Source organism: Streptomyces sp. NA04227, assembly GCF_013364195.1.
GTDB lineage: Bacteria > Actinomycetota > Actinomycetes > Streptomycetales > Streptomycetaceae > Streptomyces.
The window spans coordinates 990,114-1,015,147 of the sequence record NZ_CP054918.1; the positions used below are offsets into that span (position 1 = coordinate 990,114).

The following is a 25,034-nucleotide window of genomic DNA, read 5'->3' on the forward strand; positions in this document are numbered from 1 at the left end:
TTCCGGGCTGGGTGTACGGGCGGCCGCTTCCGGCAGGAGTACGCCGGGCGCGACGGCGGGATCAGGCCGAACCGAGCGCGGCCTCGCGGGCCGCGCGGAAGGCCTCGAAGGGATCGCGGTCCGGGTAGGACCAGGGGTGCGGCGTCGCGTGCGGGCCGATCCGGTGGAAGAGCGCGGCGGCCTCGGCCGCGCGGCCCTCGCAGAACTTCGCGTGGGCGAGGAAGTTGAGGTCGACCCGGTTGCGCGGGTGCTGGTCGCGCCCGTACTGCAGCCACCAGTCGAAGGCGACCCGCATCACCTGGCGGGCGCGGCGCCCGGCCCAGTGTCCGGCGGCCACCGGGTCGGCGGGTTCGATGCCGGTGGCGGCGAGCACGCGGTAGCGCTCGGCGTGCGCGACCACCGGGAGCAGGGCGAGCGGCGAGTCGGGCGGGGCCTGTTCGGCGGCCCAGGAGGCGAAGTCGTAGACCTCGTGCAGCGGGTCCTGGCCCGCTTCGGGGTTGCGTTCGGCGAGGCGGGCGATCATCAGGTGGTGCGCGTGATGGTGCTCGGGGTGGCGGTGGCGCACCTCGTCGAAGAGCCGGACCACGTCCTCCTCGCGCCCCAGATGCCGCTCCAGGATGAGCAGTCCCAGCCAGGGCGTGGGGTCCTCGGGCACCAGCGGGACCACCCGTCGGCAGGCTTCGCGGGCGGCGTCCGGTTTCGCCCTGCCGCGCAGGGCGAGGAAGACGGCTGCCACGGCCTCCAGTACGGCGGCGTCGGCGGACTCGGGTTCGGCGAGCCGCCAGTCCCGGGCCCAGGCGGTGGTGGTCGGCTCCGTGGCCAGTGCGGACAGCCGGTGGCCACGGCGGTCCCAGTCCGTGCCGGTCTCGGTGAGCAGGGTGCGCACATCGGTCCAACGGCCCTGCGCCAGGGCCGAACGGGCGGCGGCGAGCGCGGTGTCGTCCAGGGCGGCGTCGAAGACGTACGCGGACTTCCTTCGGCCGCGGCCGAAGGGAGGAGGGGGTGGGGACACCGCGGAATTTCCTCCACGACGCAGCTCGACCGGCGAATGATCTCGGACAGCAAAGCGGGGCCCGCCGCTCCGAGTCAAGGGCTCCCATGAAGAGTGTGCACACCCGGGGAAGCCGGTGCGGGGCCGGTTCAACACGGGCCAGGGAACGGGGAATTGCCGCACACCGAGCCCCCATCGAGGCCCCGAGCCTCGCGTATGGAGGCGAGAAAGCGCCCCCACCTGCAACTCACGTTCTGTTGTTGCTTGTTCACACTCCTGAGTCATCACGCGCCCCACCCGTACCGGAAAGGCGATTTTCAGCCACAGCGCTTCCCGTCGGAGCGGCTTCAGCTTGGCGTGAACCACACGGTCGGGGCGGGCTGATCGAAGCGCACCCCTCGCCGCACTCCGGGCGCACGCGCCCCAGCGCCCCGGCACGCGATCCCGCCGCGCCCCGCACCACCACCGCGCCCACACGGCGCACGCCGCCCCGGAGCGCCGCCCCGAGCGCCGCCCGCGGCGCCCTGTCGCGCAATCCCTCACATAGAGGACCAAGCCCTCACATAGCGCTATCGTCGGCAGCGCCCGCCCACCCCCGGCCGGTTCGAGTAGGTGCGCAGTGTCGGTTCTGGTTGTGCTTCTCGCCGTCGGGGCGGCCTGCTGCCTCGGTACCGGATTCGTGCTCCAGCAACAGGCCGCACAGCACGCCCCGCTGGGCGACTACATGTCCTGGCGGCTGCTGCTCGACCTGATGCGGATGCCGCGCTGGCTGACCGGCATCGCGTTCATGGCCTGCGGGATGGCGCTGGGTGCGGTGGCCCTCGGCCAGGGCGAGGTGACGCTCGTCGAACCGCTTCTCGCCACCAACCTCCTCTTCGCCCTCGTACTGTCGCGGCACCTGACCGGGCAGCCGCTCGGCCGCCAGGGCTGGGCCGGGCTCGCGCTGCTCGCGGGAGGCGTCACGACGTTCATCCTGGCGGGTGAGCCCCAGGGCTCCGACCAGGTCGCGGGACCGCTGCGGCACTGGCTGATCTTCGGCGTCGTCACCGGCATCGCTCTGCTGCTCGCCGGGGTCGCCGCCCACCGCCGCCCCTTCTACGGACCGGTCCTGCTGGGCGCGGCGGCCGGTCTCCTCTACGGCGTGCAGGACGCGCTGACCCGGGTCAGCGGCGAGCGGCTCGGCGACGGCGGCTGGCCCCTCTTCTTCGAGAGCTGGCAGCCGTACGCCGTCCTGGTACTCGGCGTCACCGGGCTGATCCTGGTGCAGAGCGCCTTCGAGACGGCACCGCTGCAGATGTCGCTGCCCGCCCTGACCGCCGCCCAGCCGCTGGCCGGGATCGTCTGCGGGGTCGGCTTCCTCGGCGACCGGGTGCGTACCGACACCGGTGCCCTGGCCTGGGAGGCGGCGGGCCTCGCCGCGGTCGTCACCGGCATCGTGCTGCTCGGGCTGCACCCCGCGCTGCCCACACGGACGGCGGGCCCCGGCGAAGAGACGAGGGACCTTCAGCCACGGTGAGGGGCGCCCTGATTGGATGGACACATGAGCGCCGCCGACGAGATCCTCGACATCGTGGACGCGCACGACCACGTGATCGGCCAGGCACCGCGCGGCGAGGTCTACGCCCGCGGACTGCGCCACCGCTGTGTGTTCGTGCTCGCCACCGACCCCGACGGCCACCTCTTCGTGCACCGCAGAACGCCCACCAAGCTGGCCTTCCCCTCCTGCTACGACATGTTCGTCGGCGGAGTGGTCGGCGCCGGTGAGAGCTACGACGACGCGGCGCTGCGCGAGGCCGAGGAGGAGCTGGGCGTACAGGGGCTGCCCAGGCCCGTACCGCTGCTGAAGTTCCTGTACGAGGACGACAGCGGCCCGCGGAACGGGGGCGACGGCGAACCCTTCGCCTGGTGGTCCTGGGTCTACCAGGTCCGCTGCGACCTTCCCGTACAGCCCCAGCCCGAGGAGATCGACTGGTACGGCTTCCTCACCGAGCAGGAGGTCGACGCGCGCCTTGGCACCTGGGAGTGGACGCCGGACGGGCTCGCCGCCTACGCGCTGGTCAAGGCGCGGCGAGGCGAGGAAGGGGGCACGGGTGTCGCGCGGTGAGGACTGGCGGCGGGTGGCGCGGCTGTGGCTGGCACCCGCCCGTATCGCCGAGGAGGGGGACACCCCCGATTACCGCTTCTCGCTGGCCAACGAACGTACCTTCCTGGCCTGGCTGCGCACCGCCCTCGCGCTGATCGGCGGCGGCTTCGCGGTGGACCAGTTCCTGCCCGACCTGCGCTGGGCCTGGCGGGTGTGCCTGGCGGTGGCCCTCCTCGCGGCGGGCGTGCTGTGCGCGTTGCGGGCGGTCAACCACTGGGTGCGCTGCGAGCGGGCGATGCGGCGCGGGCAGGACCTGCCGGTGTCCCGGTTTCCGGCGCTGATGGCCCTCGCCATCGCCGTGGTCGCCCTGCTCATGGTGGTGATCGTGCTCGCGGGCGGGCAGTCGTGACGGCGCGCGACCCGGGGCTCCAGCCGGAGCGGACCAGGCTGGCCTGGCGGCGCACCACGCTGGCCTGCACGGTGGCCACCGTCCTCGCGGGCAAGGCGGCCCTGCAGAGCGGCGACGCGCCCGGCGTCCTGGCCGGGGTGCTGTGTGTGCTGCTGTGGCTGGGCTTTCTGTGGGTGGCCCACCGCAGGATCACCGCGCTCGGCGAGGCGGCCGTTCCCCGGCCGCTGGTGCCGCGGCTCGCCACCACGGCCGCGCTGTGCACGATGGCGCTCGCGGTGTGCGGCGCCGTCGTCGTGCGCTGACGCCCGGCCCGCCCGCGCCGCAGCAGGGTCAGTCGCCCCAGTCGACCGTGACCACGATCTTTCCCCGGGTGTGCCCCTCCTGGCTGCGGCGGTGCGCCTCGGCGGCCTCGGGCAGCGGGAAGGTCTCGGCCACGTGTACGCGCAGTTCCTCGTGCTCCACGAGTTCGGAGAGCCGCCGCAGATCCTCGGCGTCGGGGCGGACGAAGAGATAGCGCCCGCCGAGGCTGACCACCTCGTGGTCGGCGACCGAGACCAGCCGCCCGTCCGGTGCGAGCAGGTGTTCCGAGCGGCGCAGGGTGTCCCCGCCGACCGTGTCCAGGATCGCGTCCACGCCCCCGGACGCCAGTTGCCGCACGCCCTCGGCGAGGTCCTCCCGGTAGTCGACCGGCTCCGCGCCCAGCTCCCGCAGATAGTCGTGGTTGCCGGCGGAGGCGGTACCGATCACCCGGGCGCCGAAGTGCCGCGCGATCTGCACGGCCGCCGAGCCGACACCACCGGCGGCCGCGTGCACGAGGACCACCTCGCCCTCCTGGACGCGCAGGGCCCGGGTCAGTGCCTGGTAGGCGGTGAGCCCGGTGAGCGGGAGGCCCGCCGCCTCCTCGAATCCGATGTTGCGCGGCTTGCGGGCCAGGGTGCGTACGGGCGCGGCCACGTACTCGGCGAAGGTGCCGCGCGAGAGCATGTCCTCGCGTACGTAGCCGACCACCTCGTCGCCGACCGCGAACTCGGTGACGGAGGCGCCGGGCTGGGTCACCACCCCGGAGACGTCCCAGCCGGGGACGACCGGGAACACGGCGTCGAACGCGCTGTCGAGACGGCCCTCGCGTGCCTTCCAGTCGACCGGGTTCACGGCCGCCGCGCGGACCTTCACAAGCACCGAGTCGGGGCCCACCTTGGGGTCGGCCACGTCCCCGTACTCCAGCACCTCGGGTCCGCCGTAGCTGCGGTAGGTGATCGCCTTCATGCTGCCCCTTGTACGTACGGGCCTGTGGTGACGGGTTCGCCGCTGCTCACTGCCGACCGGCGCTGATCACTGTGGATCACTGTCGAGGCTGCCACAGGAGGCCCTCGGCGGCATCACGAGCGGCCACCGCCCCGGCGCGGTCCCGGGCGCCCTACCGCCCCGAGGTGCCAACTGGCAGTCTGTGCGGGCCTGTTGTCGATCACGAATCCGGGAGTGCGCATGACCGCGCGGGAGCCGTACACCGTGGCGCTGGCCGAGGGGGTGCACGCCTATGTGCAGCCGGACGGCGGGTGGTGCCTGAACAACGCCGGTTTCCTCTCCGACGGCACCTCGACCCTGCTCGTCGACACCGCGGCGACCGAACGCAGGGCCAGGGCGCTGCGCGCGGCGCTCCTGGCGACGGGCGCCCCGCCGCCCGCGCAGGTGGTGAACACCCATCACCACGGCGACCACACCTACGGCAACAGCGTCTTCACGCCGCGGGCGACGATCGTCTCGCACGCCGACTGCCGCCGTGAGGCGCTCGCCGCGGGCAACCACCTGGAGCTGCTCTGGCCCCGGACCGAGTACGGCGAGGTCCCGGTGACGCCCGCGAGCCTCACCTACACCGACCGGCTGACCCTGTTCACGGGCGGCACCGAGGCCCAGGTGCTGCATCCCGGGCCCGCGCACACGGTCGGGGACTCGGTGGTGTGGCTGCCCGGGGAGCGGATCCTGTTCACCGGGGACCTGATCTTCGAGGGCGGCACCCCGTTCGTGCTGATGGGGTCGCTCAGCGGCTCGCTGCGCGCCCTCGCCATGCTGCGCGAACTCGGCGCCGAGACCGTCGTCCCCGGGCACGGGCCGGTCACCGACCCCTCCGCGTACGACCGGACCGAGCGGTACCTGCGCTTCCTCGCCGACCTGGCGCAGACGTCCCGCGCGAGCGGGCTGACCCCACTGCAGGCGGCGCTCGGCGCGGACCTCGGCGAGTTCGCCGAGCTGCGCGAGAGCGAGCGGCTGGTGGCCAATCTGCACCGGGCCTACGCGGAGCTCGACGGGCTGCCGCCCGGTTCCCCGCTGGATCTGCTCACCTGCTTCGGCGACATGGCGACCGTCAACGGCGGCGAGATGGTGGCCTGTCACGCCTGAGCCCGCCCCCGGTGACGGGCGAGGCGGCGAGGCCCGGCGTACGGCTCAGGGCCGCAGCGCCTGCAGCAGCAGATCGGCGAGGTGGTCGGCGACCTGCTGCGGGGAGAGCGGGCCGTCGGGCCGGTACCAGGTGGACAGGTGGTGCACCGAGCCGAAGTGGTAGTCGACGACGAGGTCGGCGGGGGTCGCGTCGGAGAACACCCCCGAGCGCTGGCCCTCCTCGACCAGGGCCCGGAACCGCTCGTGGTAGCGGCGCCGTTCGGCCCGTACCCGCTTGTGGTTCTCGGGCCCGAGGTGGTGCATGGAGCGGAAGAAGATGGAAGCGTCGTCGAGGTTGTCGATGGTGGTGACCACCACGTCCGCGGCGGCGTCGCGCAGCCGCCGCTCCACGGGCCCCTCCGCCTGGGCGAAGTCGTCCAGGCGCTCCTGCTGGAGGCGCAGCACCCGGGCGTAGACCTCCAGGAGCAGCTCTTCCTTGGAGCCGAAGTAGTGGTAGAGGGCGCCCTTGGTGACACCGGCCGACTCCACGATCTCCTGGACGGAGGTGCGGTCGTAGCCCTGTTCGGCGAAGAGGCGGGTGGCCGCGGCCAGCAGCCGCTGCGGCACCGGCGCCGCCGGTTCGTCCGTGTTCCTGGCCATTGCCGCCACCTGCCTCTGTTCATCCGTTCTTCGCCGGGTCAGCGAACTCTCGTCGGAGGATCTTCCCACTTGTCGGGTCCACGGCTTCCCCCGAGGGCAGCACTCCGCACGCCGCCCCTCGCACCGGCCCCCGCTCCCCCGGCCGGACTCACCGCCCATTTCCCCCTGCCGCGTTCGTTCCCCGCCACCGCCCGCCGCGCTAGCGTGCGTGGCCGCGGTCCTGTTGTGCGTCATGCCGTCATATCTCTTGTACGTCGTGTCCGTTGAGCGCCATGTGTCTTGTACGGCAGGCCTGTTGAGTGTCAGGGGTCACTTCCCCTGGTGAGTGATGCGTTGTTCCCCGAGTGCGGAGGTCACCATGAACCTGTCCAGACGGGGCCTGCTGGCCGCGACCACCTCGGCCGCCGGAGCACTGGCACTGTCCACCCCCGCCACGGCGGCCGACACCGGCGGCGGGCGGCTGCGTACCGGCTTCGAACGGCTGGCCGCCGACGGCTACGCCCTGCTGTCCGGCAGCCGCGTCGGCGTCGTCACCAATCCGACGGGAGTCACCGGCGGCCGGAGCGACGACCCCGGCGGGGCGGCGGGCGTACGGCACATCGTCGACGTCATGCACGCCGACGAGCGCGTCGACCTGATCGCTGTCTTCGGCCCCGAGCACGGTTTCCGCGGCACCGCGCAGGCGGGCGGCTCCGAGGGCCGCTACGACGACCCGGCCACCGGACTGCCGGTCTACGACACGTACCTCAAGAGCGGACAGGCACTCGCGGACATCTTCACCGCCTCCGGCGTGGACACGATCGTCTTTGACATCCAGGACGTCGGCGCCCGCTTCTACACCTACATCTGGACGCTCTTCGACTGCATGGAGTCCGCCCGGCTGGCGGGCAAGCGCTTCGTGGTCCTCGACCGGCCCAACCCGGTGACCGGCCGCGCGGCCCTGGGCCCGGTGCTGCACAAGGAGTTCGCCAGCTTCGTGGGCCGCCGGCCCATCTCACAGGCGCACGGGATGACGGTCACCGAACTCGCGCGCCTGTTCAACGGCGAGTTCCTGGAGTCGCCCGTACCGCTGGAGACCGTGACCATGACCGGCTGGCGGCGCAGGGACTTCTACGAGGAGTCGGGACTGCCCTGGGTGCCGCCGAGCCCCAACATGCCGACGCCGGACACCGCGCTGGTCTACGCGGGCACCTGCATGTTCGAGGGGACGAACCTGTCCGAGGGCAGGGGGACCACCCGGCCCTTCGAACTGCTCGGCGCCGAGGGCGTCGACCGCCGGTGGGCGCAGGCGGCGAACGCGCTCGCACTGCCCGGAGTGGCCTTCCGGGAGGCCTACTTCGCGCCCACCTTCTCGAAGTTCCAGGGCAAGACGGTCGGCGGGGTGCAGATCCACGTCCACGACCGCCACGCCTTCGATCCGGTGCGCACCGGAGTCGCCCTGCTGATCACGGCCAAGCAGGTGTGGAGCGGATTCGCCTGGCGACCGGACAACTGGATCGACAAGCTCACCGGCAGCACCCTGGTGCGCACCATGATCGACGCGGGCGCGGGCACCGACGAGGTCGTCGCCGCCTGGCAGCGGGAGCTCGACACCTTCCGCCTGATTCGTACACGTTATCTCCACTACCGCTGACCGACCTCGTCCGACAGCTCCCTGAACCAGCGTTTCACCAGGTCACAGGCGTGCGGCCGGGGCCCGCTCCGCTTCAGCGGCAGCGCGGTCCCCGGCCTCCGCCGGATTTTCCTCGCCATTTGCCCCGCAGAGGGGATCCGACAGGCCTGCTCGTACGTCTACGGGTAGACGCCCGTACGACAAGACCTGGTACGTGTGACGGAGGGACAGCGAGATGGCAGGGTTCAGAAGCCTCGCAAGACAGGTGCGCGATCCGCGCAACGACCTTGCCCTGCGCAGGTATTCACTGCGCAAGTGCCTGGAGCGGTTCGCTCCTTACGGCCACCGGGCCACCTGGGACCACCTGTGCTCCCGGTCCGGGTTCGGCCCCGAGGACCGCTCCCCCGACCCCCGGCGGCTGCTCTCCGCGCTGGACGAGCTGGAGGCCGCCCGAGCCGTCTGGCTCGCCTACGAGGACGACTTCGCCGAGCGCCGCAGGCGCGAGAAGCACGAGGGACTGCGCCGCCCGTCCAGCGTGGACGACTGGCACCGGCTCACCTGGGGCGGTTTCGGCGTCGCCTGGTGCGACGACCCCGCCGTGCACCCCCACGATCCGCTCGCCGTCGTACTCGGCCGGATCATCGACGCCCTGGAACGCCACCCCGGCGCGAGCTGCCCGGTCTGCGAGGGACACAGCCTGCTCTGGCGGAACGACCTGGCTCACGAGCCCTCCTGCGCCCCCGTGTGCACGGACTGCGGCATCGTCGTGCCACGCCCGGTACTGACCGACGCGGCCGTGAGCCGCGCCTGGCACGCCCGGGTACTCGTCTCGGCCTGAGCGACCAACCGCGACGGGACGCCGTTGGCACAACTCCTCATGCCCCTACGCCCGCACACCCCCTCGTCCACCCGCCGGACGCCGCTCGTTAAGGTGGCCGCTCGGCACGGCGCGGCCACCGCGCGGCAGACAAAGGGGGCGGGGTGTCGGGCGAGCGGACGGGCTGGATCCGGGTGCCGGTGGGCGAGGACGCGGACCGCTGGACCACCCGCCGCGCCTCCCGCACGGTCCTGTTCGTCGTGCACAACGTCACGTCCGCGACCCGGCTCCTCGACGTACTGCCGCTGTTCCGCGACGATCTGCGCGTCCAGCTCCTGCTGACCTGCACCGGCTCCTCCCCGTTCCGGAGCGGTACGGACGAACTGCTCGCCGCCCTCGAACTCCCCGTACTGAGCTGGGAGCAGGCCTGCGCGACCGAAGTGGACCTGGTCGTCACCGCCAGTTTCGGCGGCCAACTCCACTGCCTTCAAGGGCCTGTTGTCGCCCTCTCACACGGCATTGGATACAATAAGAGGCTGGCCGCGCCGGGAGCCGGGAGCCGGGAGCCGGGAGCCGGGAGCCGGGAGCCGGGAGCCGGGAGCCGGGAGCCGAATCGGCCGTGGCGGGGCCGGTGTTCGGGCTGTCGCCCGAGTGGAATCTGGCCGGGGGCAAGCCGGTCGCGGACGTCATGGTGCTGTCCCACCCCGAGCAGCAGGAGCGCCTCGCGCACTACGGCGGCGGGGGCGGGCCGCGCGGTGTACTCGCGGGTGACCCCTGTTTCGACCGGATGCTCGCCGCGCGCCGGTACCGGGAGCGGTACCGCAGGGCACTGGGCGTGCGTCACGGCCAGCGGCTCGTCGTACTCAACTCCACCTGGAATCCCGAGTCGTTGTTCGGCGACGGGGCGGGAACCGATCCGGAGCGGGCGCCCGGCCACCACCACCTCCGTGAACCGGGAAACGACGTACTGCGCAGGCTGCTCGCGCGGCTTCCGGCCCAACTGCCGGTCGACGACTACCGGTTGGCGGCCGTCCTGCATCCCAACATCTGGCACGGTCACGGCCCGGGCCAGGTGCGGACCTGGCTGGACTCGGCCCGCCGCGCCGGTCTCACCCTGATCGATCCGCTCCACGACTGGCGCCAGGCGGTGCTCGCCGCGGACGCGGTCATCGGCGACTTCGGCTCGGTCAGCTACTACGCGGCGGCCCTCGGCACCCCCGTACTGCTCGCCGCGACGGGCGCCGACCGTCTCGATCCGCTCTCCCCCGTCGCCCGCTTCGTCCGCACGGCACCGCGGCTCGACCCGGCGGCTCCCCTGGGCGCCCAACTCGACGCGCTGATCGGGGCCCAGCAGGGGCCCCGGCCCGGACCCGATGAGCCCGGGTTCGGTGTGCCCGGGCCCACCGAACCCGGGCGCACCGAACCGGGGCCCGCCGAGCTGACGACCTCCGACCCCGGCCGGTCGGCGTTCCTGCTGCGGCGGCTCTTCTACGAACTCATCGGCATCGGCGAGCCCGGCAGCCCCGCCCACCTCGATCCGCTGCCGATGCCCGCGTACCAACCCCCTTGCCATCTGGCGCCGTTGGCGGTGCGGACGACGCGGTGTGCGGGCACCGCGGTGGAGATACGGCGTTACGGCGATTCCCCCTTCGCGCCGCCGACGGGCGGGGTGGCGCATCTGGCCGTGCACGAGGACACCCTCGATCCGGAGGCGCTGGCCCTGGCCGATGTGCTCTTCCGCGAGGGCGCGGCGGACGATCCGGTGCTCGGCACACCCGAGGAGTGGACGGCGGAGGCGCTCGCCCGGCATCCGCACGCGGCACTCGCGGCCCGGGTCACCGGCCCGGCCGAGTGCGTGGCGCGGCTCAGGAGCGGCGATCTCTACGACCTGGTGGGCGAGCCGCGCGGGGCCGACCCGGCGGCCGCCGCCTCGGCGCTGCTCGGCTGGCTGGCCGAAGGCGGCAAGCCGGACGAGCTCCTGGCCGGGGGACTGACCGTGGTGACCGACGCCGCGAGGTACGCGGTACGGGTCACCCGGCGCTGAGGCAGCGCTCGCGCAGCCTGCGCACCCGGTCGGCGTGCGGGCTCGCGTTCTCCTCGCCGAGGATCCGCAGCGCACGGTCGAGGAGCGGCAGCGCCGCCGCCAAGTCCTCGGCTTCCAGGTGGACTTCGCCGAGATCGGTGAGCGTGCGCGCGGCGTTGTAGGCCTCCTTCTGCGTCTCCTCGAAGAAGACCAGGGCCCCCGAGAGGAAGCGGGCGGCCTCGTCGAAGCGGCCGAGCCCGCGCAGGGCACGACCCCGGTGGCGCAGGAGCAGCGCCCGCCCGCGCGGAGCGTCCTCGAAACCCTCGTCGCCCTCGGCGAGTTGGGCGAGTTCCTCGTCGGCCCGCTCGAAGAGCGCGTACGCCTCGTCCCAGTTCCACTGGGACAGACGCAGCAGGCCGAGGCACTCCAGGGCGGTGGCGCGTCCTCGCCGGTGGCCGTCGGCCGCCTCCGCCTCCTCGGCGAGCCGGAGCTGGCGCTCGGCCTCCTGGTGCTGGCCCAACTCGACAAGGGCGTTGCCGAGTTGGGTGCACGCCCGGCCCTCGATTCGGGTGCCCGGATAAAGCGCACCGGCGGCCCGTGCCGCCGCCCGGAGCGCGGGCAGCAGTTCGTCGGTCGCGCCCGCCTTGAGCTGAACGGCCCACTGCGCCTCGCCGAGTTGGCGCGCGGACTCCGCATCGCCGCTCTGCGCGGCCGCGAGGGTCGCCTGCACCAGGTTCCTGCGTTCGGCGATCAGGGCGGCCACGGCCTCGCCCAGCCGCGTGCGGGGCCCGGCGTCAAGTGAGGTGTACAGCGGCCCGAGCCACCAGCGCTGCGGCAGCGCCGCGCGGTCCGCGCGCACCGCGAACTCCAGGTACCAGCGGACGGTACGGGCCAGTGCGGCGGCACAGGCCACCACTCCGTCCTCGGCGGCCGCCTCCCGCTCGGCCCGGGCCCGGACCGCCGCCCGGTACCGGTACCGGCCGTCGTCCGTGGTCAACAGCAGCCCGCGGGCGGCGAGTTCGGCCAGCGCGTCAGCGGCCCGCGCCTCCTCGATTTCGGCCGTGTGCGCGGCGACGGCGGGCCCGAATCCGGGCCACTCCCACAGGGCCATCAGCCGGAAGACCCGCAGCGCGGTCGCGTCGAGCCCTGAGGTTCCGGCCTCGACGGCGTAGTCCACGGGTTCCCGGCCCGCCCCGGAGAGCGCGAGGTCCGGCTCGGACAGCCGTGGGGCGAGGGCACGCAGCGCGAACGGGGACCCGCCGCAACGTTCCAGTACGGCGGGCAGCACGGCCGCGGCCCCGGCGACGGTCTGCCGGTCGGTGAGTTCGGTCAGGAGCCGGACCGCGTCACGTTCCACGAGCGGGCCCACCGACAGGGGCACGGCGTCGAGTTGGGCGAGGCGCTCGCGGGCGACGACGACCGTGAAGGCGTACGGTGCCGCGGTGATCAGGGGCCGTACCTGTGCCGCCGTTGCGGCGTGGTCCAGGACGACCAACAGGCGGCGGCTGCCGATGAGTTCGCGCAGCAAGGCGGTCCTGTCCTCGGTGGCGGGCGGCATCTGCGCCGCGGCCACGCCGAGTTGCCCCAGAAGGATCCGGGCCGCCGCGGCCGGTGCCAGTGCGGCGCCGGTCCCGCCCTGGCCGCACAGGTCCACGTACAACTGCCCGTCCGGGAAGGCCTTTTCGTTGCTGTGTCCGTAGTGCGCCGCGAGTGCGCTGGTGCCCATGCCGGCCGCGCCGTGCAGCAGGGCGACCCGCGGACGGCCGTCGCTCTTGCGTCCTGCCTCCCGGGCCAGCTCGCGCAGGAGTTCCCGGCGGTCGGTGAAGAACCGTACGGACGGCGGGAGTTCGCGGGGTGTGCGGGTCACCGTGGCGCCCTGTGGGCTGCTGCCGATCCAGGCCCGCACCGCCGACGCGTGCCGGGGATCCCGCGCGGCGGCCTCGGCCAGTTCCCTGGCGAGTTGCTCCCGCTCGGCGGCGTCCCGGGGCGCGGGCACCGCGCGGCCGGTCACCCGCCGGGCCAGGGCCCCCGCCGATTCCCAGGCGCTCTTGCCCACCTCGCTCGCCATCCCCGCGGCGACCAAGCTCAGCGTCCCGGTCAGAGGGCCCCACAGCATCGGATCGAACATCGCGGACTCCCCCTGCACCTGGCCCGTCACGACCGGGGCGCCGCCCGGCCCCGGCGTCGCGAGCACTCACCTCGACGACCACGCCGATCCTAACGGGGCGGGAACGGAGCGCGTCGGCCGGTGCACCGAGCGCGACGATTCCGGGGCTCCTGCCCACCCGCCGTGACCGGGCACCGTCGGCGCCGCGCGAGGTTAGCAGCCACATATTCGCTGGCCAACTCCTATTGGCCGCACCAGAGTTGGGTGCATGACCAGCAACCCAACGGTCCCCCGGACCAGCTGAAGGAGCCAGGAGCACACCATGTCGACGCTGCGCGTCACCGCCGAGAAACTCACCGTCCACGAGCACCCGAACGCCGACGCCCTCGAGCTGGCCCAGGTGGGCCTGTACCGCGCCGTCGTCGCCAAGGGGGCTTTCCGTACGGGTGAGTTCGCGCTCTACATCCCCGAACAGGCCGTACTTCCGCAGGAGTTGATCGCGGAGCTGGGACTGACCGGGCGGCTCGCCGGCGGCAAGGCGGACCGGGTGAAGGCGGTGCGGTTGCGCGGGGAGCTGTCGCAGGGCCTGGTGTGCCGCCCCGCGGCGCTGGCGGATCACGATCTCGCGCGGGCGGCGGACGAGGGCACGGACTTCGCCGGACCGCTGGGCATCACCAAGTGGGTGCCGCCCGTGCCGACGACCATGAACGGCGACGTGGAGGCGGCCCCCGACCTGCTGCCCTGGGTCGACGTCGAGAACCTGCACCGCTACCCGGACATCTTCGAGCCCGGCGAACCGGTCGTCCTGACCGAGAAGCTGCACGGCACGGCCTGCCTCCTGACGTACCACGCCGAGGACGGCACGTATCAGGTCTCCTCCAAGGGCTTCGGCGCCAAGTCCCTTGCCCTGAAAGAGGATGCGCGCAATCTCTACTGGCGCGCGGTGCGCGGCCACGGTGTGCCCGAGGTCGCCGCACAACTCGCGAAGGAGCTGGGCGCACGCCGCGTCGGCCTCTTCGGCGAGGTCTACGGAGCGGGCGTACAGGACCTGACCTACGGCGCGGACGGGCGGCGCGAGACGCTGGGCTACGCGGTGTTCGACGTCTCCGCGGAGATCGACGGCCAGGTCCACTGGCTGGACGCGGCCGCCCTCCTCGACGGCCGACTGCCGCTGGTACCACGGCTGTTCGAGGGCCCGTACGACCTCGACGAGGTGCTGTCGGTGGCCACCGGACAGGAAACGGTCTCGGGCCGCGGCCTGCACCTGCGCGAGGGCGTCGTCATCCGTCCCGTCGCGGAGCGCTACAGCCCGGTAACCGGCGGCCGCGCCATCGCGAAGGCGGTCAGCCCCGCCTACCTCACGCGCAAGGGCGGTACGGAGTACGAGTGAACGGGCCTACGCCGTCCGGCACTTGAGGCGCCAAGCGCCCCGGGTGCCGGACGGCCCCGCCCCGGCCCCGCATCGGCTCGCGCGAGATCCGCCGCGCGCCCCGCTCAGCAGCACTTCTCCGCCTGCTGCCCGCCTTCCCCCTCGACGGGCGCCGCCTCCTTGCCCGAACCCGCCGCCCGCTTCGGACCGTTCCCCCGCCCCCGTCGCTCGCCGAACAGCACCGAACCGGTGACCCGCTCGCCCGTGATGTCGTCGGGGTTGGACAGCGCGCACTTCTCCAGGGAGAGACAGCCGCAGCCGATGCAGTCGCCGAGATAGTCCCGCAACCGGCTCAACTGGGCGATGCGTGTGTCGAGTTCGGACCGCCAGGACTCCGAGAGGCGGGCCCAGTCCTCGTGGTTGGGGGTACGTTCCTGCGGCAGTCCGGACAGTGCCTCGCGGATGGTGGCGAGCGGAATTCCGACGCGCTGGGCGGCGCGTACGAAGGCGACCCGGCGGAGCGTGTCACGGGTGTACCGGCGCTGGTTGCCCGAGGTGCGGCTGCTCTTGATGAGTCCCTTGGACTCGTAGAAGTGCAGCGCCGAGACGGCGGCGCCGCTGCGCGCCGCGAGCTGGCCGACGGTGAGTTCATGGATCTTCTCGGGAATCTGAGGCACCCTGCCGAGCCTACCCACACCGTGTGACGGACCTCGTTGACATCCCGGCCCCGGAGCAGCAGTGTAAGCAAGCGCTTATACATCGATCGATTGCGGGAGGCCGGACAGATGGCAGAGCCGAGGATCTTCACCTCCGCCGAGGAACTCAAGGCGGCGGTCGGCGAGCAGCTCGGGTACAGCGACTGGCTGGAGGTCGACCAGAAGCGGATCGACCTGTTCGCCGAGGCCACCGGCGACCACCAGTGGATCCATGTCGACCCGGAACAGGCCGCGAAGGGCCCGTTCGGCACGACCATCGCGCACGGCTATCTGACGCTGTCCCTGCTGCCCGTACTGGTACCGCAGGTGCTGCGCGTGGAGAACGTGAAGATGGGCGTCAACTACGGGTCCAACAAGGTGCGTTACCCCGCGCCCGTGCCGGTGGGCTCGCGACTGCGCGCCGGTGTGGCGCTCGCCGAGGTCGCCGAGGTGGGCGGCGGTGTGCAGGTCACCGCCAAGGTGACGATCGAGATCGAGGGGGGCGACAAGCCCGCCTGTGTCGCCGAGCCGGTGACCCGCTACTTCTTCTGATCCCGTCTGATCGCTTCGGACTCCGTCGGGGCTCTTCGGGCTTCTGCGGACCGTCGGGGCTCTTCGGGCTTCTTCGGATTCCGGGCGGCGGGGCCCGGCTCAGGCCGAGCCGGGCTCCTTGGCCCCCACCATGCGCAGGGCGAGGTCCGCGTAGAGCCGGCCGACCTCCTCGGGCGTGCGGCGGCCGCCTTCCTTGAACCACCGCGCCACGTCGATGCACAGGGACAGCACCGCCAATGTGGTGCCCGGCACGTCGGGTACGTCGAACTCGCCCGCGGCCACGCCGTCGTTGATGATGCCGCGGACCTCGGCGTCGGCCTGCCGCCGCAGCGCCACGATCTCGGCGCGGCTCTCCTCGCCGAGCGCCTCGAGTTCGTACTGCACGACGCGGGCGGTGGTGTGCTGGGCCGCGTGCCAGCCGACGAAGGAGCGCACCGCGAGCGCGAGCCGTTCGGCCGCGCTGCCCTCGGCGCCCGACGCGGACCGCAGGACCTCGACGGCCCGCTCGTGGCCGATCCTGCTGATCCGGTGGAGGAGCTCCTCCTTGGTCTTGTAGTGGATGTAGAGCGCCGCCGGGCTCATGCCCGCACGACCTGCGATGTCGCGGGTCGTGGTGGCGTGATAGCCACGCTCGGCGAAGGCGTCCACAGCCGCGATGAGCAGCCGGCGCGCCGCCTCCGGGGTGACCTCGCCCCAGGGCCTGCCCTCGGCGACACCGTCCTTGGCCGCAGCCATCCTGTGCTCCTTCCACCCGTAGCGGGAGACACCCTACCTGCCGATGAGCGAGCGCTTAGGGTTCGGGATCTTGGCGGACGCAAGAATACGGGCAGCGGCCCCGAGGATCCGCAGGAACGGCAGGGTTGGCAGAGCCGCAAACGAAGGAGCCGCCCCCTCGCGACTGCGGGGAAGGCGGCCCTCGTACGCATTCCGGCATGGGCCGGAGGGCGAGACCCGTGCGGGCCTCGCGGTCTGTCATCGGTCAGAGCTTCTGGAACGGGTCGTGCTCGGCCAGGAGCTTGTCGACGCGCGCCTGGTCGACCCGGCTCACGATCTGTCCGGCCTCCTGCCGGTCCCGGATGACCTTGGCGAGCGTGAAGCTGGAGGTCACCAGGAACAGGACGGCGATCGCGAGGAAGGCCCGGGTCCAGGCGTTCGTCTCGAGCTGGTAGATGCCGATGGCGGTGGCGGCCATGGCGACCGTGAAGGAGGCGATCGCCTGGCCGTAGAAGGCCGTGGTGCTCTGCTGCTTCACCTGTGTGTCTGTCATGACAGACAGCTTCGCCGTGGTGCGGCGCCGGTCACATCCGTACACGTACTCAGATGCCGGAACCACGCTACTCAGGCCCCGGCCGGACGCACCGGCGGGACCTGAGTACGTCGTGAACCACCTTGCCACCCAAGGCACTTGGGCACGGTTCGCGACCGAGGCTCAGAACGCGCTGACGCCCGTCAGGGCCCGTCCGATCACCAGCTTCTGGATCTGGCTGGTGCCCTCGTAGAGGGTCATCACGCGGGCGTCGCGCAGGAGTTTGCCGACCGGGTACTCGTCGATGTAGCCGTAACCGCCGTACACCTGGAGGGCGTTGTTGGCGGCGCGTACGGCGGCCTCGGAGGCGAAGAGCTTCGCCTTCGAGGCCTCGGTGGTGAAGGGCAGTCCGCGGTCGATGAGGTCGGCCACCCGCCAGGTCAGCAGGCGGGCCGCGTCCACGTCCACCGCGATGTCGGTGATGAGTTCCTGGACGAGCTGGTGATGGGCGATCGTCTTGCCGAACTGCTCGCGCTGGCCCGCGTAGGTCAGGGCCGCGTCGAGTGCGGCCTGGGCGATGCCGACGCAGCCCGCGGCCACCGACATCCGGCCCTTGGCCAGTGCCGACATCGCGACGGAGAAGCCCTTGCCCTCGGGGCCGAGCATCGCCGAGGCGGGCACCCGTACGTCCTCGAAGGTCAGCTCGGCGGTCGCCTGTCCGCGCAGGCCCAGCTTTCCGTGCACGGTCCGCCGGGTCAGTCCGGGAGTGTCGGTGGGGACGAGGAAGGCGGAGACGCCCTTGTGGCCGGGGGCGTCCGAGGTACGGGCGAAGACCAGGACGAGGTCGGCCCAGGTGCCGTTGGTGATGAACATCTTGGCGCCGTTGATCACGTAGTCCCCGCCGCCGTCGCGCACCGCCCTGGTCGACAGGTTGCCCGCGTCCGAACCGGTGCCGGGCTCGGTGAGGCCGAAGCAGCCGAGCAGTTCGCCGGAGGTCAGACCGGGCAGCCACGCGCGCTTCTGCTCCTCGGTGCCCCAGTGGGCCAGGGTCTTGGTGACCAGGCCGAGCGAGACCGAGACGATGCCGCGCACCGAGGAGTCACCGCGCCCGAGTTCCTCGGTGACCAGGCAGTACGCGAGGTGGTCCCCGCCGCTGCCGCCGTACTCCTCGTCGATGGTCAGGCCGAGGAAGCCGACCTCGCCGAGCTTCTTGACCAGGGACCGGTCCACGCTCTCGGCCCGGTCCCACTCGACGACGTGCGGCGCGATCTCGCGGGCCACGAAGTCCTTGGCGAGCTGCCGGACGGCGGACTGTTCCTCGCTGAGCTCCAGGTTCACGGCTGCTCCACATGAAAATTAGCACTGCTAGTTTATGGCTCCAGCCCTACTATGTGCCGCATGGCCCGACCACGCAAGCCCCTTCTCAGCACCGACCGGATCGTCGCCGCGGCGCTCGTGCTCGTCGACGAGGAGGGTCTCGGCGCGGTCTCCACCCGCAGGCTGGCCGCGGAGCTCGGGGTGAGCGGGCCCTCGCTGTACAACCACTTCCGCACCAAGGACCAGATCCTGGAGGCGGTCGCGGACGCGGTGAGCGCGCAGGTGGACCTGTCGATGTTCGAGGACGGCCGCGACTGGCGGACCGCGCTGCGCGACTGGGCCGTCTCCTACCGCGCGGCCCTGACCGCGCACCCCAACGTCGTCCCGGTGCTCGCACAGGGGCCGGGCCGCCGCCCCTCCGGGCTCCGGCTGGCCGACGCCGTCTTCGGCGCGATGGTCCGCGCGGGCTGGCCGCCCGCCCAGGCGACGTCCATCGGCGCGCTGATGCGCTTCTTCGTCCTCGGGTCCGCGCTCGGCTCGTTCGCGGGCGGATTCGTGGACGACGAGAGCGCCTACGACCCCGCCGACTACCCGCACCTCGGGCAGGCGCACCTGCTCGCCGACCGGCAGCAGCAGATCGACGAGCGGGCCTTCGAGACCGGCCTGAGCGCCCTCCTGGACGGGCTGGGACGCCAGTTCGCCGAGCTGACGGATTCGGCGTCGGCGTCGGCGTCGGCGTCGGCGTCGGCGGGGTGACCGGGACGGCCCCGACGGGCTGAACTCCCGCCGGGCGCCCGGCTGTTGTGCGTGGTGTCCGCCCGCCCTCCCGGGCGACGGCGGGAAGGTGACGCCTGGATCTAGAAGACGACCAGCGCCCGTCCGCCCTTGCCCGCGATCATGTTGTCGAAGGCGGCCGGGATGCCGTCCAGGCCGATGCGCTCGGTGACCAGCACGCCGAGGTCGAGGGCGCCTTCGCGGAGGTGGGCGGCGATACGCGGCAGGTCCCGCGCGGGGTCGGAGTCGCCGTAGACGCAGCCACTGAGGGTGCGGCCCCAGTGGAAGATCTCCAGGGCGTTGAAGGAGACCTGCTGGTCCTTGCCGCCGATGCCGACGACCGTGGTGCGGCCGCCACGGCGGGTGGACTCCCAGGCGGTACGGATGGTGACGGCGCGGCCCACGCACTCGACGGCCACGTCCACACCCTGACGGCCGGTCAGCGCGCGGATGTCCTTGGCGGTGGTCTCCGAGGCGACCACGAACTCGGTGGCCCCCGCGGCCCTGGCCAGGTCCTCCTTCTCCGGCGAGACGTCCACGGCGACGATGGTGCTCGCCTCGGCGACCCGGGCCGACTGGAGCGCGGCCAGGCCCACTCCGCCGACACCGAAGACGGCGACGCTCTCACCGGGGCGTACCCGCGCGGAGTTGTGCACGGCGCCGTAGCCGGTGAGCACGGCGCAGCCGAGCAGGGCGGCCTCGTCGAGCGGCACTCCCTCGGGGGCGGGCAGCAGGCACTTCTCGGCGACCACGGTCTCCTCGGCGAAGGCCGCGACGTTCAGGCCCGGGTACAGGTCCGAGCCGTCGGAACGCCGGGCGTACACCGCGCCCGCGCCGTTCAGCGCGTTGGCGCACAGCCAGACCTCGCCGAGCCCGCAGGCGTGACAACTCCCGCAGGCGGGCGCCCAGTTGAGGACCACGGCATCGCCGGGGGCGTAGGCCTCGACGCCCTCGCCCACGGAGACGACGGTGCCCGAGCCCTCGTGCCCGAGCACGGCCGGGACCGGCACCCGCATGGTGCCGTTGGACAGCGAGAGGTCCGAGTGGCAGACGCCCGCGGCGGCCAGTCGCACCCGTACCTGTCCGGGGCCGGGTTCGGGCAGTTCGATCTCGGCGATCTCCAGGGGCGAACCGACAGCGGGCAGTACGGCGGCGCGGACCACGATCACGACTCCTGACGGACGAACGGGACAAACAGCGCGGGGCCAGGGCGGCCACCGGCGGGAAGCTGCTGCTCAGAGGCTCGGAAGACTGCTCCGGGCCTCAGAGCTGGAGGGACTTCGTCTGAAGGTACTCGGTGAGCCCGTGGGCGCCCAGTTCGCGCCCGACGCCGGACTGCTTGTACCCGCCGAAGGGCGCGCGCGGGTTGAAGCGCCCGCCGTTGATGTCGACCTGACCGGTGTCCAGCCGCCGGGCGAAGGCCACGGCGGTCTCCTCGTCGGCCGCCCACACGGCCCCGGCGAGACCGTAGACGGTGCCGTTGGCGATCCGTACGGCCTCGTCCTCGTCGCGGTACTTCAGGATGCTGAGGACCGGGCCGAAGATCTCCTCCTGCGCGATCGTCATCTCGGGGGTGACGTCGGCGAAGACGGTGGGGCTCACGTAGTAGCCGTGCTCGCGCGGGGCCTCGGGGCCGCCCGCGACCAGCCGGGCACCCTCGGCGACGCCCTTGGCGATGTAGCCGCGCACCCGCTCGTGCTGCTTGGCGTTGACCACCGGGCCGATCCGGTCGCCGTACTTGGCGGCGGCAGCGGCGGCCAGGCCGACCGCCTCCTCGTAGCTGTCCTCGTGCACCAGGAGCCGGGTCCAGGCGCTGCACGTCTGGCCGGTGTTGGACATCACGTTGGCGACACCGACGTTGACCGCCTTGGCGAGGTCGGCGCCGGGCAGTACGACGTTGGCGGACTTGCCGCCGAGTTCCAGGGCGACCCGCTTGACGGCCGCGCCCGCGGTGGCACCGATGGCCCGGCCGACCGCGGTGGAGCCGGTGAACGAGACCAGGTCCACGCCCTCGTGCTCGGCGAGCGCCTGACCGGCCACCGGGCCGAGCCCGGTGACGAGGTTGAAGACACCGGCCGGGATGCCCGCCTCGTGCACCGCCTCGGCGAAGAGCTGGGCGGTCAGCGGGGTGTCCTCGGCGGGCTTGAGTACGAGGGTGCAGCCCGCGGCGAGCGCCGGGCCCGCCTTGGCGACGATCTGGTGCAGCGGGTAGTTCCAGGGCGTGATCGCGCCCACGACTCCGACGGGTTCGAGCAGCACCCGCGAGTTGCCCACCTGCTCCTCGAAGGCGTACTCGGCGGCGAGTTCGGCATAGGAACCGGCCACCGCGATCGGTACGCCCGCGTGGACGAGACGGGAGAACTCCAGCGGGGAGCCCAGCTCGGCGGTGACCGTCTCGGCGATCTCCTCCTTGCGGGCGGCCAGCACGTCGCGCAGCGCGGCGAGCCGGGCGGCACGCTCGGCGGGCGGCGTCGCGGCCCAGCCGGGCAGGGCGGCGCGGGCCGCGCGGACGGCGGCGTCGACATCCTCGGCGGTGCCCGCCGGGACCTGGCCGATGACCTGTTCGTCGGCCGGATTGACGACGCTGATCGACTCGGTGCCCGCGGCGGGCCGCCAGTCACCGTCGATGTACATCCCGTCGTGCGCCTTCATGACAGTCCTCCCGGGCCGGTGTGCGTCGTCCACACCCCAAACTAGCGGTGTTAGTTTTGCGGCGCCAGGGTGACCGGCGGCCGGCCCGGGAGGTCTGCGCCACAAGGCGTCCGCAGGGGCGCCACAGGGTCAGCAGAACCAGCCGTCCTGGACCCAGCCCCGCCGGTTGATGTCGCCGTACGCGAAACCGTAGACCCAGTCGCCCTGCTTCCTCTCGACCAGGAACGTCTGCCCCTTGTACAGGGTGCCCATCCAGGCGCCGAGCGGCTGGGTGCGCACAAACAGGTCCTGCGAGCAGACCGTCTCGCGCTCACCGATGGTGCCGTCGGCCGCCGAGGCCGGATCCGCACCGGCCAGCAGCGCGCCCACACCGAGCACGGCGGCCAGCACGCCCGACTCGACGGCACGTGCGTATCGCTTCACGGACATCGGGTTTCCTCTCGAAGTCACGGTGATGCCAGGGGAGTTGAGAAGCGGAAATGCTTCGGCGGGACTACCAGGAGCCCCAGCCGCCGAGGCACTCGTAGCGCACGTAACCCCAGTCGTTGGGGCCGAAGTCGAAGGTGGCGGCCCAGCCGTTGTAGACGGGGTGCGCACCGCGGGTGTGGCCGACCTTGTCGCCGTAGGACAGGGTCCGCTTGAGGCCGGAGGGCCCGGAGGAGCTGTCGTAGTTCGCGTACAGGCTCGCCGACTGGCAGACGATGACGGCGTGCTCGGGGACCACCGGGTCGGCGTGGACGGCCGGTTGCTGGAGCGCCACGGCGGCGAGCGCACCGGCGAGAACGGCGAACGCCTTCCGTGCCTTCGTCAGCTTTCGTGTCTTCGTCATCTTCTGACAACTCCCGCTGGACAGCAGTTGGTTGACGCGCGTAGGCACGACGGAACGCTTGCATATTGGCATGCACGCGTCATGACGACAACGGTGCGGAATCGGCCTTGTGACGATGTGGTGGCACGGACGGGTGGGTGCGCTCTCGTACGGCTGGGAGGGGCCCGATACCTGCCCCGGCGCCGCTCGGGTCAGCCCAGCGTGAGCCACCGGATGCCGAGCCGTTCGACCTGTGCGGCCGCGGCCGGGTCGAGCGGCTCGCGGCCGGTGATCCTGCGCAGCAACTCGGCCCGGTCCCAGCCGAGTTCACGGGTCGCTGTCTGCCGGTCGGAGGCGAGCATCAGCTCCAGTACGACATCGGCGGCCGGTGCGGTGAGCCACGGCTCGCGGTCCAGGGCGGCGGCGAGGTCCAGGCCGTGCACGGCGACCTCGACGACCCGGGTGACCAGGAACTGCGTCAGGAGCATCGGATCGCCGTGGCGGGTACGCACCACACGGTCCACCGGCTCGGCACGGCACAGCCGGTCCGTCCGCTGCCAGACCGCCACGAAGTCCCGGACCAGGGCGGCACCGTCGGCGTGACCGGTCGCCTGGTCCCGGGCCGTGGCGATACGGGCGGTGTTGGCCTGTGGTGAGAACCGGTCGTCGGGCCGGTAGTACTCGGCCGCGGACACCTCCGCACGGGGCGGCGCCGGAGCGTCCAGCATCGAGGGCACTCGGGCGACCGTCATCCGGACATGCCCCAACAGCTCCCGCACGGACCACGGTTGGCACCGGGTCGGAAGATCCCACTGGGCTTCCGACAGCCCCTCGACGGCGCGGGTGAGGTCACGGGCCTCGCCGCGGAACGCGTCCAGCACTCGGTTCGACTCCATGCGGCAAAGCTACCCGGACGGGTGTTCCCTCCTGGTACCGGACGGCGCCCCACCGACCGTCCTCGGCCGATGGGGCGCCCATGCGTTCCTGTTCCGCGTACCGGACGTGTGGGGGGAGTCGTCCGTTACACGATGCCGAACAGAAGCGCCGCTCCGAGCACCACCAGGCACGTCAACGCCGCCCACTTCACGGTGAAGCGGGTGTGGTCGCCGAACTCGACCTTGGCCATACCGACCAGGACGTAGACGGCGGGGACCAGCGGGCTCGACATGTGCAGGGGCTGGCCGACGATGGAGGCGCGGGCGATCTCCAGGTTGGTGACGCCGTGGGCGGAGCCCGCTTCGGCGAGGACCGGCAGGACGCCGAAGTAGAAGCCGTCGTTGGACATGAAGTACGTCAGCGGCAGGCTCAGGAGTCCGGTGACCAGGGCCATGTGCGGGCCCATCGCGTCGGGGATCGCGTCGACCAGCCAGGTCGCCATGTGGTCGACCATGCCGGTGCCCTGGAGGACGCCGGTGAAGACGGCGGCCGCGAAGACCATGCCGGAGACGTTGAGCACGTTGTCGGCGTGCGCCGCGATACGGGCCTTCTGATCCGCCACCCGCGGGAAGTTGACCGTCAGTGCGAGCGCGGCACCGAGGATGAACAGGACCGGGATCGGCATCCACTCCATGATCATGGCGGTGAGCAGCGCCACGGTCAGCGCGGCGTTGAACCAGTACAGCTTCGGCCGCAGCGTCTCGCGGTCCGGGTCGAGGCCGCGCAGTCCGTCGCCGTCGTCGTTCAACGGGCCGGAAAACGGGCCGGAATCGGCCGCGGCGGCGCCGGAGCCCGTGGAACCGGTGGAGCCCGCCGCGCCGCCGCGGTTCGCGCCCTTGCCCGTGCCCTTGCCCGTGCCCGCGCCGACGAGCACCTGCTCACGCTCCTCGGTGGCCTCGTCGAGCTCCCCGTCCGGGACCGACACCATGCCCAGCCGCCTGCGCTCACGCATACCGAGTACGTACGCGAGGCAGAACACCGCGAGCAGGCCGACCGCGAGGGCCGGGATCATGGGGACGAAGATGTCCGCGGCGTCGACCTTGAGCGCGGTCGCGGCGCGGGCGGTGGGGCCGCCCCAGGGGAGGGTGTTCATGACGCCGTTGGCGGTCGCGGCGACGCCGGTCATCACGACCAGGCTCATGCCCAGGCGCTTGTAGAGCGGGTACATCGCGGAGACCGTGATCATGAAGGTGGTGGAGCCGTCGCCGTCCAGCGACACGATCGCGGCGAGTACCGCGGTGCCGACCACGATCCGCATCGGGTCGGCCTTGCAGAAGCGCAGGATGCCTCGTACGACGGGGTCGAAGAGGCCGACGTCGATCATCACGCCGAAGTAGACGATGGCGAACATGAGCATCGCCGCGGTGGGCGCGAGCGTGCCCACGCCGTCGAGTACGTAGTCGCCGAGATGCGCGCCCTTCCCGACAAGGACGCAGAAGAGTGCGGGGACGAGAACCAGCGCCGCGATCGGCGACATCTTCTTCATCATGATCAGGACGAGGAATGTCGCGATCATGGCGAAGCCGAGGATGGTCAGCATGGGTGGACACCTAACGTTCGCCCTTGAACGCCCCCAGCGGCCGGGGACTCGGACGACGTTAGGTCTC

Annotated in this window: 25 protein-coding genes; 11 read left to right on the top strand and 14 right to left on the bottom strand. The window is 72.2% G+C overall.

Going from position 1 to position 25,034, the window contains the following annotated elements:
* Nucleotides 1–61 precede the first annotated feature (61 nt).
* Nucleotides 62–1,012 (bottom strand): hypothetical protein, encoded by a 951-nt coding sequence (locus HUT18_RS03990; RefSeq protein WP_176097875.1) that lies wholly within the window; start codon nucleotides 1,010–1,012, stop codon nucleotides 62–64.
* Nucleotides 1,013–1,610: 598 nt separating this feature from the next.
* Between HUT18_RS03990 and HUT18_RS03995 the strand changes: the two genes are divergently transcribed.
* Genes HUT18_RS03995 through HUT18_RS04010 form a run of 4 tightly spaced genes read left to right on the top strand, consistent with a single transcriptional unit; the run spans nucleotide 1,611 to nucleotide 3,785 of the window.
* Nucleotides 1,611–2,507, top strand: a complete 897-nt coding sequence (locus HUT18_RS03995) for a DMT family transporter (protein WP_176097876.1) — start codon at nucleotides 1,611–1,613, stop codon at nucleotides 2,505–2,507.
* Nucleotides 2,508–2,531: 24 nt separating this feature from the next.
* Nucleotides 2,532–3,095 (top strand): NUDIX hydrolase, encoded by a 564-nt coding sequence (locus HUT18_RS04000; protein WP_176097877.1) that lies wholly within the window; start codon nucleotides 2,532–2,534, stop codon nucleotides 3,093–3,095.
* 13 nt (nucleotides 3,096–3,108) lie between these two features.
* Nucleotides 3,109–3,483 (top strand): YidH family protein, encoded by a 375-nt coding sequence (locus HUT18_RS04005; RefSeq protein WP_176104274.1) that lies wholly within the window; start codon nucleotides 3,109–3,111, stop codon nucleotides 3,481–3,483.
* Nucleotides 3,480–3,785, top strand: coding sequence for a DUF202 domain-containing protein (locus HUT18_RS04010; RefSeq protein WP_176097878.1), 306 nt, complete (start codon nucleotides 3,480–3,482; stop codon nucleotides 3,783–3,785). The genes HUT18_RS04005 and HUT18_RS04010 overlap by 4 nt, the downstream gene beginning before the upstream one ends.
* A 28-nt stretch (nucleotides 3,786–3,813) precedes the next feature.
* On the opposite strand, the gene HUT18_RS04015 is transcribed toward HUT18_RS04010, so the two are convergent.
* Entirely contained in the window at nucleotides 3,814–4,749 is a 936-nt protein-coding gene (locus HUT18_RS04015) for an NADP-dependent oxidoreductase (protein WP_176097879.1), read from the bottom strand.
* A 219-nt stretch (nucleotides 4,750–4,968) separates the two neighbouring features.
* Here HUT18_RS04015 and HUT18_RS04020 point away from each other — a divergent pair, with 219 nt between their 5' ends.
* Nucleotides 4,969–5,880 (top strand): MBL fold metallo-hydrolase, encoded by a 912-nt coding sequence (locus tag HUT18_RS04020; RefSeq protein WP_176097880.1) that lies wholly within the window; start codon nucleotides 4,969–4,971, stop codon nucleotides 5,878–5,880.
* Nucleotides 5,881–5,925: 45 nt separating this feature from the next.
* Here HUT18_RS04020 and HUT18_RS04025 read toward each other — a convergent pair whose 3' ends face one another.
* The gene (locus HUT18_RS04025) at nucleotides 5,926–6,519 is read right to left on the bottom strand and encodes a TetR/AcrR family transcriptional regulator (RefSeq protein ID WP_176097882.1); all 594 of its coding nucleotides are present in this window, start codon (nucleotides 6,517–6,519) and stop codon (nucleotides 5,926–5,928) included.
* 358 nt (nucleotides 6,520–6,877) lie between these two features.
* Here HUT18_RS04025 and HUT18_RS04030 point away from each other — a divergent pair, with 358 nt between their 5' ends.
* The 3 genes from HUT18_RS04030 (at nucleotide 6,878) to HUT18_RS04040 (ending at nucleotide 10,992) form a co-directional block, all read left to right on the top strand.
* Nucleotides 6,878–8,152: an exo-beta-N-acetylmuramidase NamZ domain-containing protein gene (locus HUT18_RS04030; RefSeq protein ID WP_176097884.1), complete on the top strand. Its 1,275-nt coding sequence runs from the start codon at nucleotides 6,878–6,880 to the stop codon at nucleotides 8,150–8,152.
* A gap of 214 nt (nucleotides 8,153–8,366) precedes the next feature.
* Nucleotides 8,367–8,969 carry a hypothetical protein gene (locus HUT18_RS04035; RefSeq protein WP_176097886.1) on the top strand — a complete coding sequence of 201 codons (603 nt, stop codon included), beginning with the start codon at nucleotides 8,367–8,369 and terminating at the stop codon, nucleotides 8,967–8,969.
* 598 nt (nucleotides 8,970–9,567) lie between these two features.
* On the top strand, nucleotides 9,568–10,992 hold the full coding sequence (locus tag HUT18_RS04040; RefSeq protein ID WP_254878412.1) for a hypothetical protein: 1,425 nt from the start codon (nucleotides 9,568–9,570) through the stop codon (nucleotides 10,990–10,992).
* Here HUT18_RS04040 and HUT18_RS04045 read toward each other — a convergent pair.
* Nucleotides 10,979–13,099 (bottom strand): tetratricopeptide repeat protein, encoded by a 2,121-nt coding sequence (locus HUT18_RS04045; protein WP_176097887.1) that lies wholly within the window; start codon nucleotides 13,097–13,099, stop codon nucleotides 10,979–10,981. The genes HUT18_RS04040 and HUT18_RS04045 overlap by 14 nt on opposite strands.
* 301 nt (nucleotides 13,100–13,400) lie before the next feature.
* On the opposite strand from HUT18_RS04045, the gene HUT18_RS04050 reads away from it, so the two are divergent.
* Entirely contained in the window at nucleotides 13,401–14,468 is a 1,068-nt protein-coding gene (locus tag HUT18_RS04050) for an RNA ligase (ATP) (protein ID WP_176097889.1), read from the top strand.
* A 104-nt stretch (nucleotides 14,469–14,572) separates the two neighbouring features.
* Here the strand turns inward: HUT18_RS04050 and soxR are convergent, their stop codons facing one another.
* The gene (gene soxR, locus HUT18_RS04055; RefSeq protein ID WP_176097891.1) at nucleotides 14,573–15,124 is read right to left on the bottom strand and encodes a redox-sensitive transcriptional activator SoxR; all 552 of its coding nucleotides are present in this window, start codon (nucleotides 15,122–15,124) and stop codon (nucleotides 14,573–14,575) included.
* 108 nt (nucleotides 15,125–15,232) lie between these two features.
* On the opposite strand from soxR, the gene HUT18_RS04060 reads away from it, so the two are divergent.
* Nucleotides 15,233–15,694 (top strand): MaoC family dehydratase, encoded by a 462-nt coding sequence (locus tag HUT18_RS04060; RefSeq protein WP_176097892.1) that lies wholly within the window; start codon nucleotides 15,233–15,235, stop codon nucleotides 15,692–15,694.
* 99 nt (nucleotides 15,695–15,793) lie between these two features.
* Here HUT18_RS04060 and HUT18_RS04065 read toward each other — a convergent pair whose 3' ends face one another.
* The 3 genes from HUT18_RS04065 to HUT18_RS04075 form a co-directional block, all read right to left on the bottom strand.
* Complete coding sequence (locus HUT18_RS04065; protein WP_176097894.1) at nucleotides 15,794–16,429, bottom strand: TetR/AcrR family transcriptional regulator; 636 nt, start codon at nucleotides 16,427–16,429, stop codon at nucleotides 15,794–15,796.
* Nucleotides 16,430–16,673: 244 nt separating this feature from the next.
* Nucleotides 16,674–16,961, bottom strand: a complete 288-nt coding sequence (locus HUT18_RS04070) for a YiaA/YiaB family inner membrane protein (RefSeq protein WP_176097896.1) — start codon at nucleotides 16,959–16,961, stop codon at nucleotides 16,674–16,676.
* 162 nt (nucleotides 16,962–17,123) lie between these two features.
* On the bottom strand, nucleotides 17,124–18,278 hold the full coding sequence (locus HUT18_RS04075; RefSeq protein ID WP_176097898.1) for an acyl-CoA dehydrogenase family protein: 1,155 nt from the start codon (nucleotides 18,276–18,278) through the stop codon (nucleotides 17,124–17,126).
* A 60-nt stretch (nucleotides 18,279–18,338) separates the two neighbouring features.
* Between HUT18_RS04075 and HUT18_RS04080 the strand changes: the two genes are divergently transcribed.
* Nucleotides 18,339–19,013, top strand: coding sequence for a TetR/AcrR family transcriptional regulator (locus HUT18_RS04080; protein WP_176097900.1), 675 nt, complete (start codon nucleotides 18,339–18,341; stop codon nucleotides 19,011–19,013).
* Between the two features lie 101 nt (nucleotides 19,014–19,114).
* On the opposite strand, the gene HUT18_RS04085 is transcribed toward HUT18_RS04080, so the two are convergent.
* The 6 genes from HUT18_RS04085 to HUT18_RS04110 form a co-directional block, all read right to left on the bottom strand.
* Nucleotides 19,115–20,197 (bottom strand): zinc-binding dehydrogenase, encoded by a 1,083-nt coding sequence (locus HUT18_RS04085; protein WP_176104276.1) that lies wholly within the window; start codon nucleotides 20,195–20,197, stop codon nucleotides 19,115–19,117.
* 97 nt (nucleotides 20,198–20,294) lie between these two features.
* The gene (locus tag HUT18_RS04090) at nucleotides 20,295–21,683 is read right to left on the bottom strand and encodes an aldehyde dehydrogenase family protein (protein ID WP_176097901.1); all 1,389 of its coding nucleotides are present in this window, start codon (nucleotides 21,681–21,683) and stop codon (nucleotides 20,295–20,297) included.
* A gap of 129 nt (nucleotides 21,684–21,812) precedes the next feature.
* Nucleotides 21,813–22,112: a hypothetical protein gene (locus HUT18_RS04095; RefSeq protein ID WP_176097902.1), complete on the bottom strand. Its 300-nt coding sequence runs from the start codon at nucleotides 22,110–22,112 to the stop codon at nucleotides 21,813–21,815.
* A gap of 64 nt (nucleotides 22,113–22,176) precedes the next feature.
* Nucleotides 22,177–22,512, bottom strand: a complete 336-nt coding sequence (locus HUT18_RS04100) for a hypothetical protein (protein WP_217710461.1) — start codon at nucleotides 22,510–22,512, stop codon at nucleotides 22,177–22,179.
* A 191-nt stretch (nucleotides 22,513–22,703) separates the two neighbouring features.
* A complete protein-coding gene (locus tag HUT18_RS04105; RefSeq protein ID WP_176097903.1) occupies nucleotides 22,704–23,387 on the bottom strand; it encodes a maleylpyruvate isomerase N-terminal domain-containing protein in 684 nt (227 codons plus the stop codon).
* Nucleotides 23,388–23,512: 125 nt separating this feature from the next.
* Nucleotides 23,513–24,967: a CitMHS family transporter gene (locus HUT18_RS04110; protein WP_176097904.1), complete on the bottom strand. Its 1,455-nt coding sequence runs from the start codon at nucleotides 24,965–24,967 to the stop codon at nucleotides 23,513–23,515.
* Nucleotides 24,968–25,034: the final 67 nt, after the last annotated feature.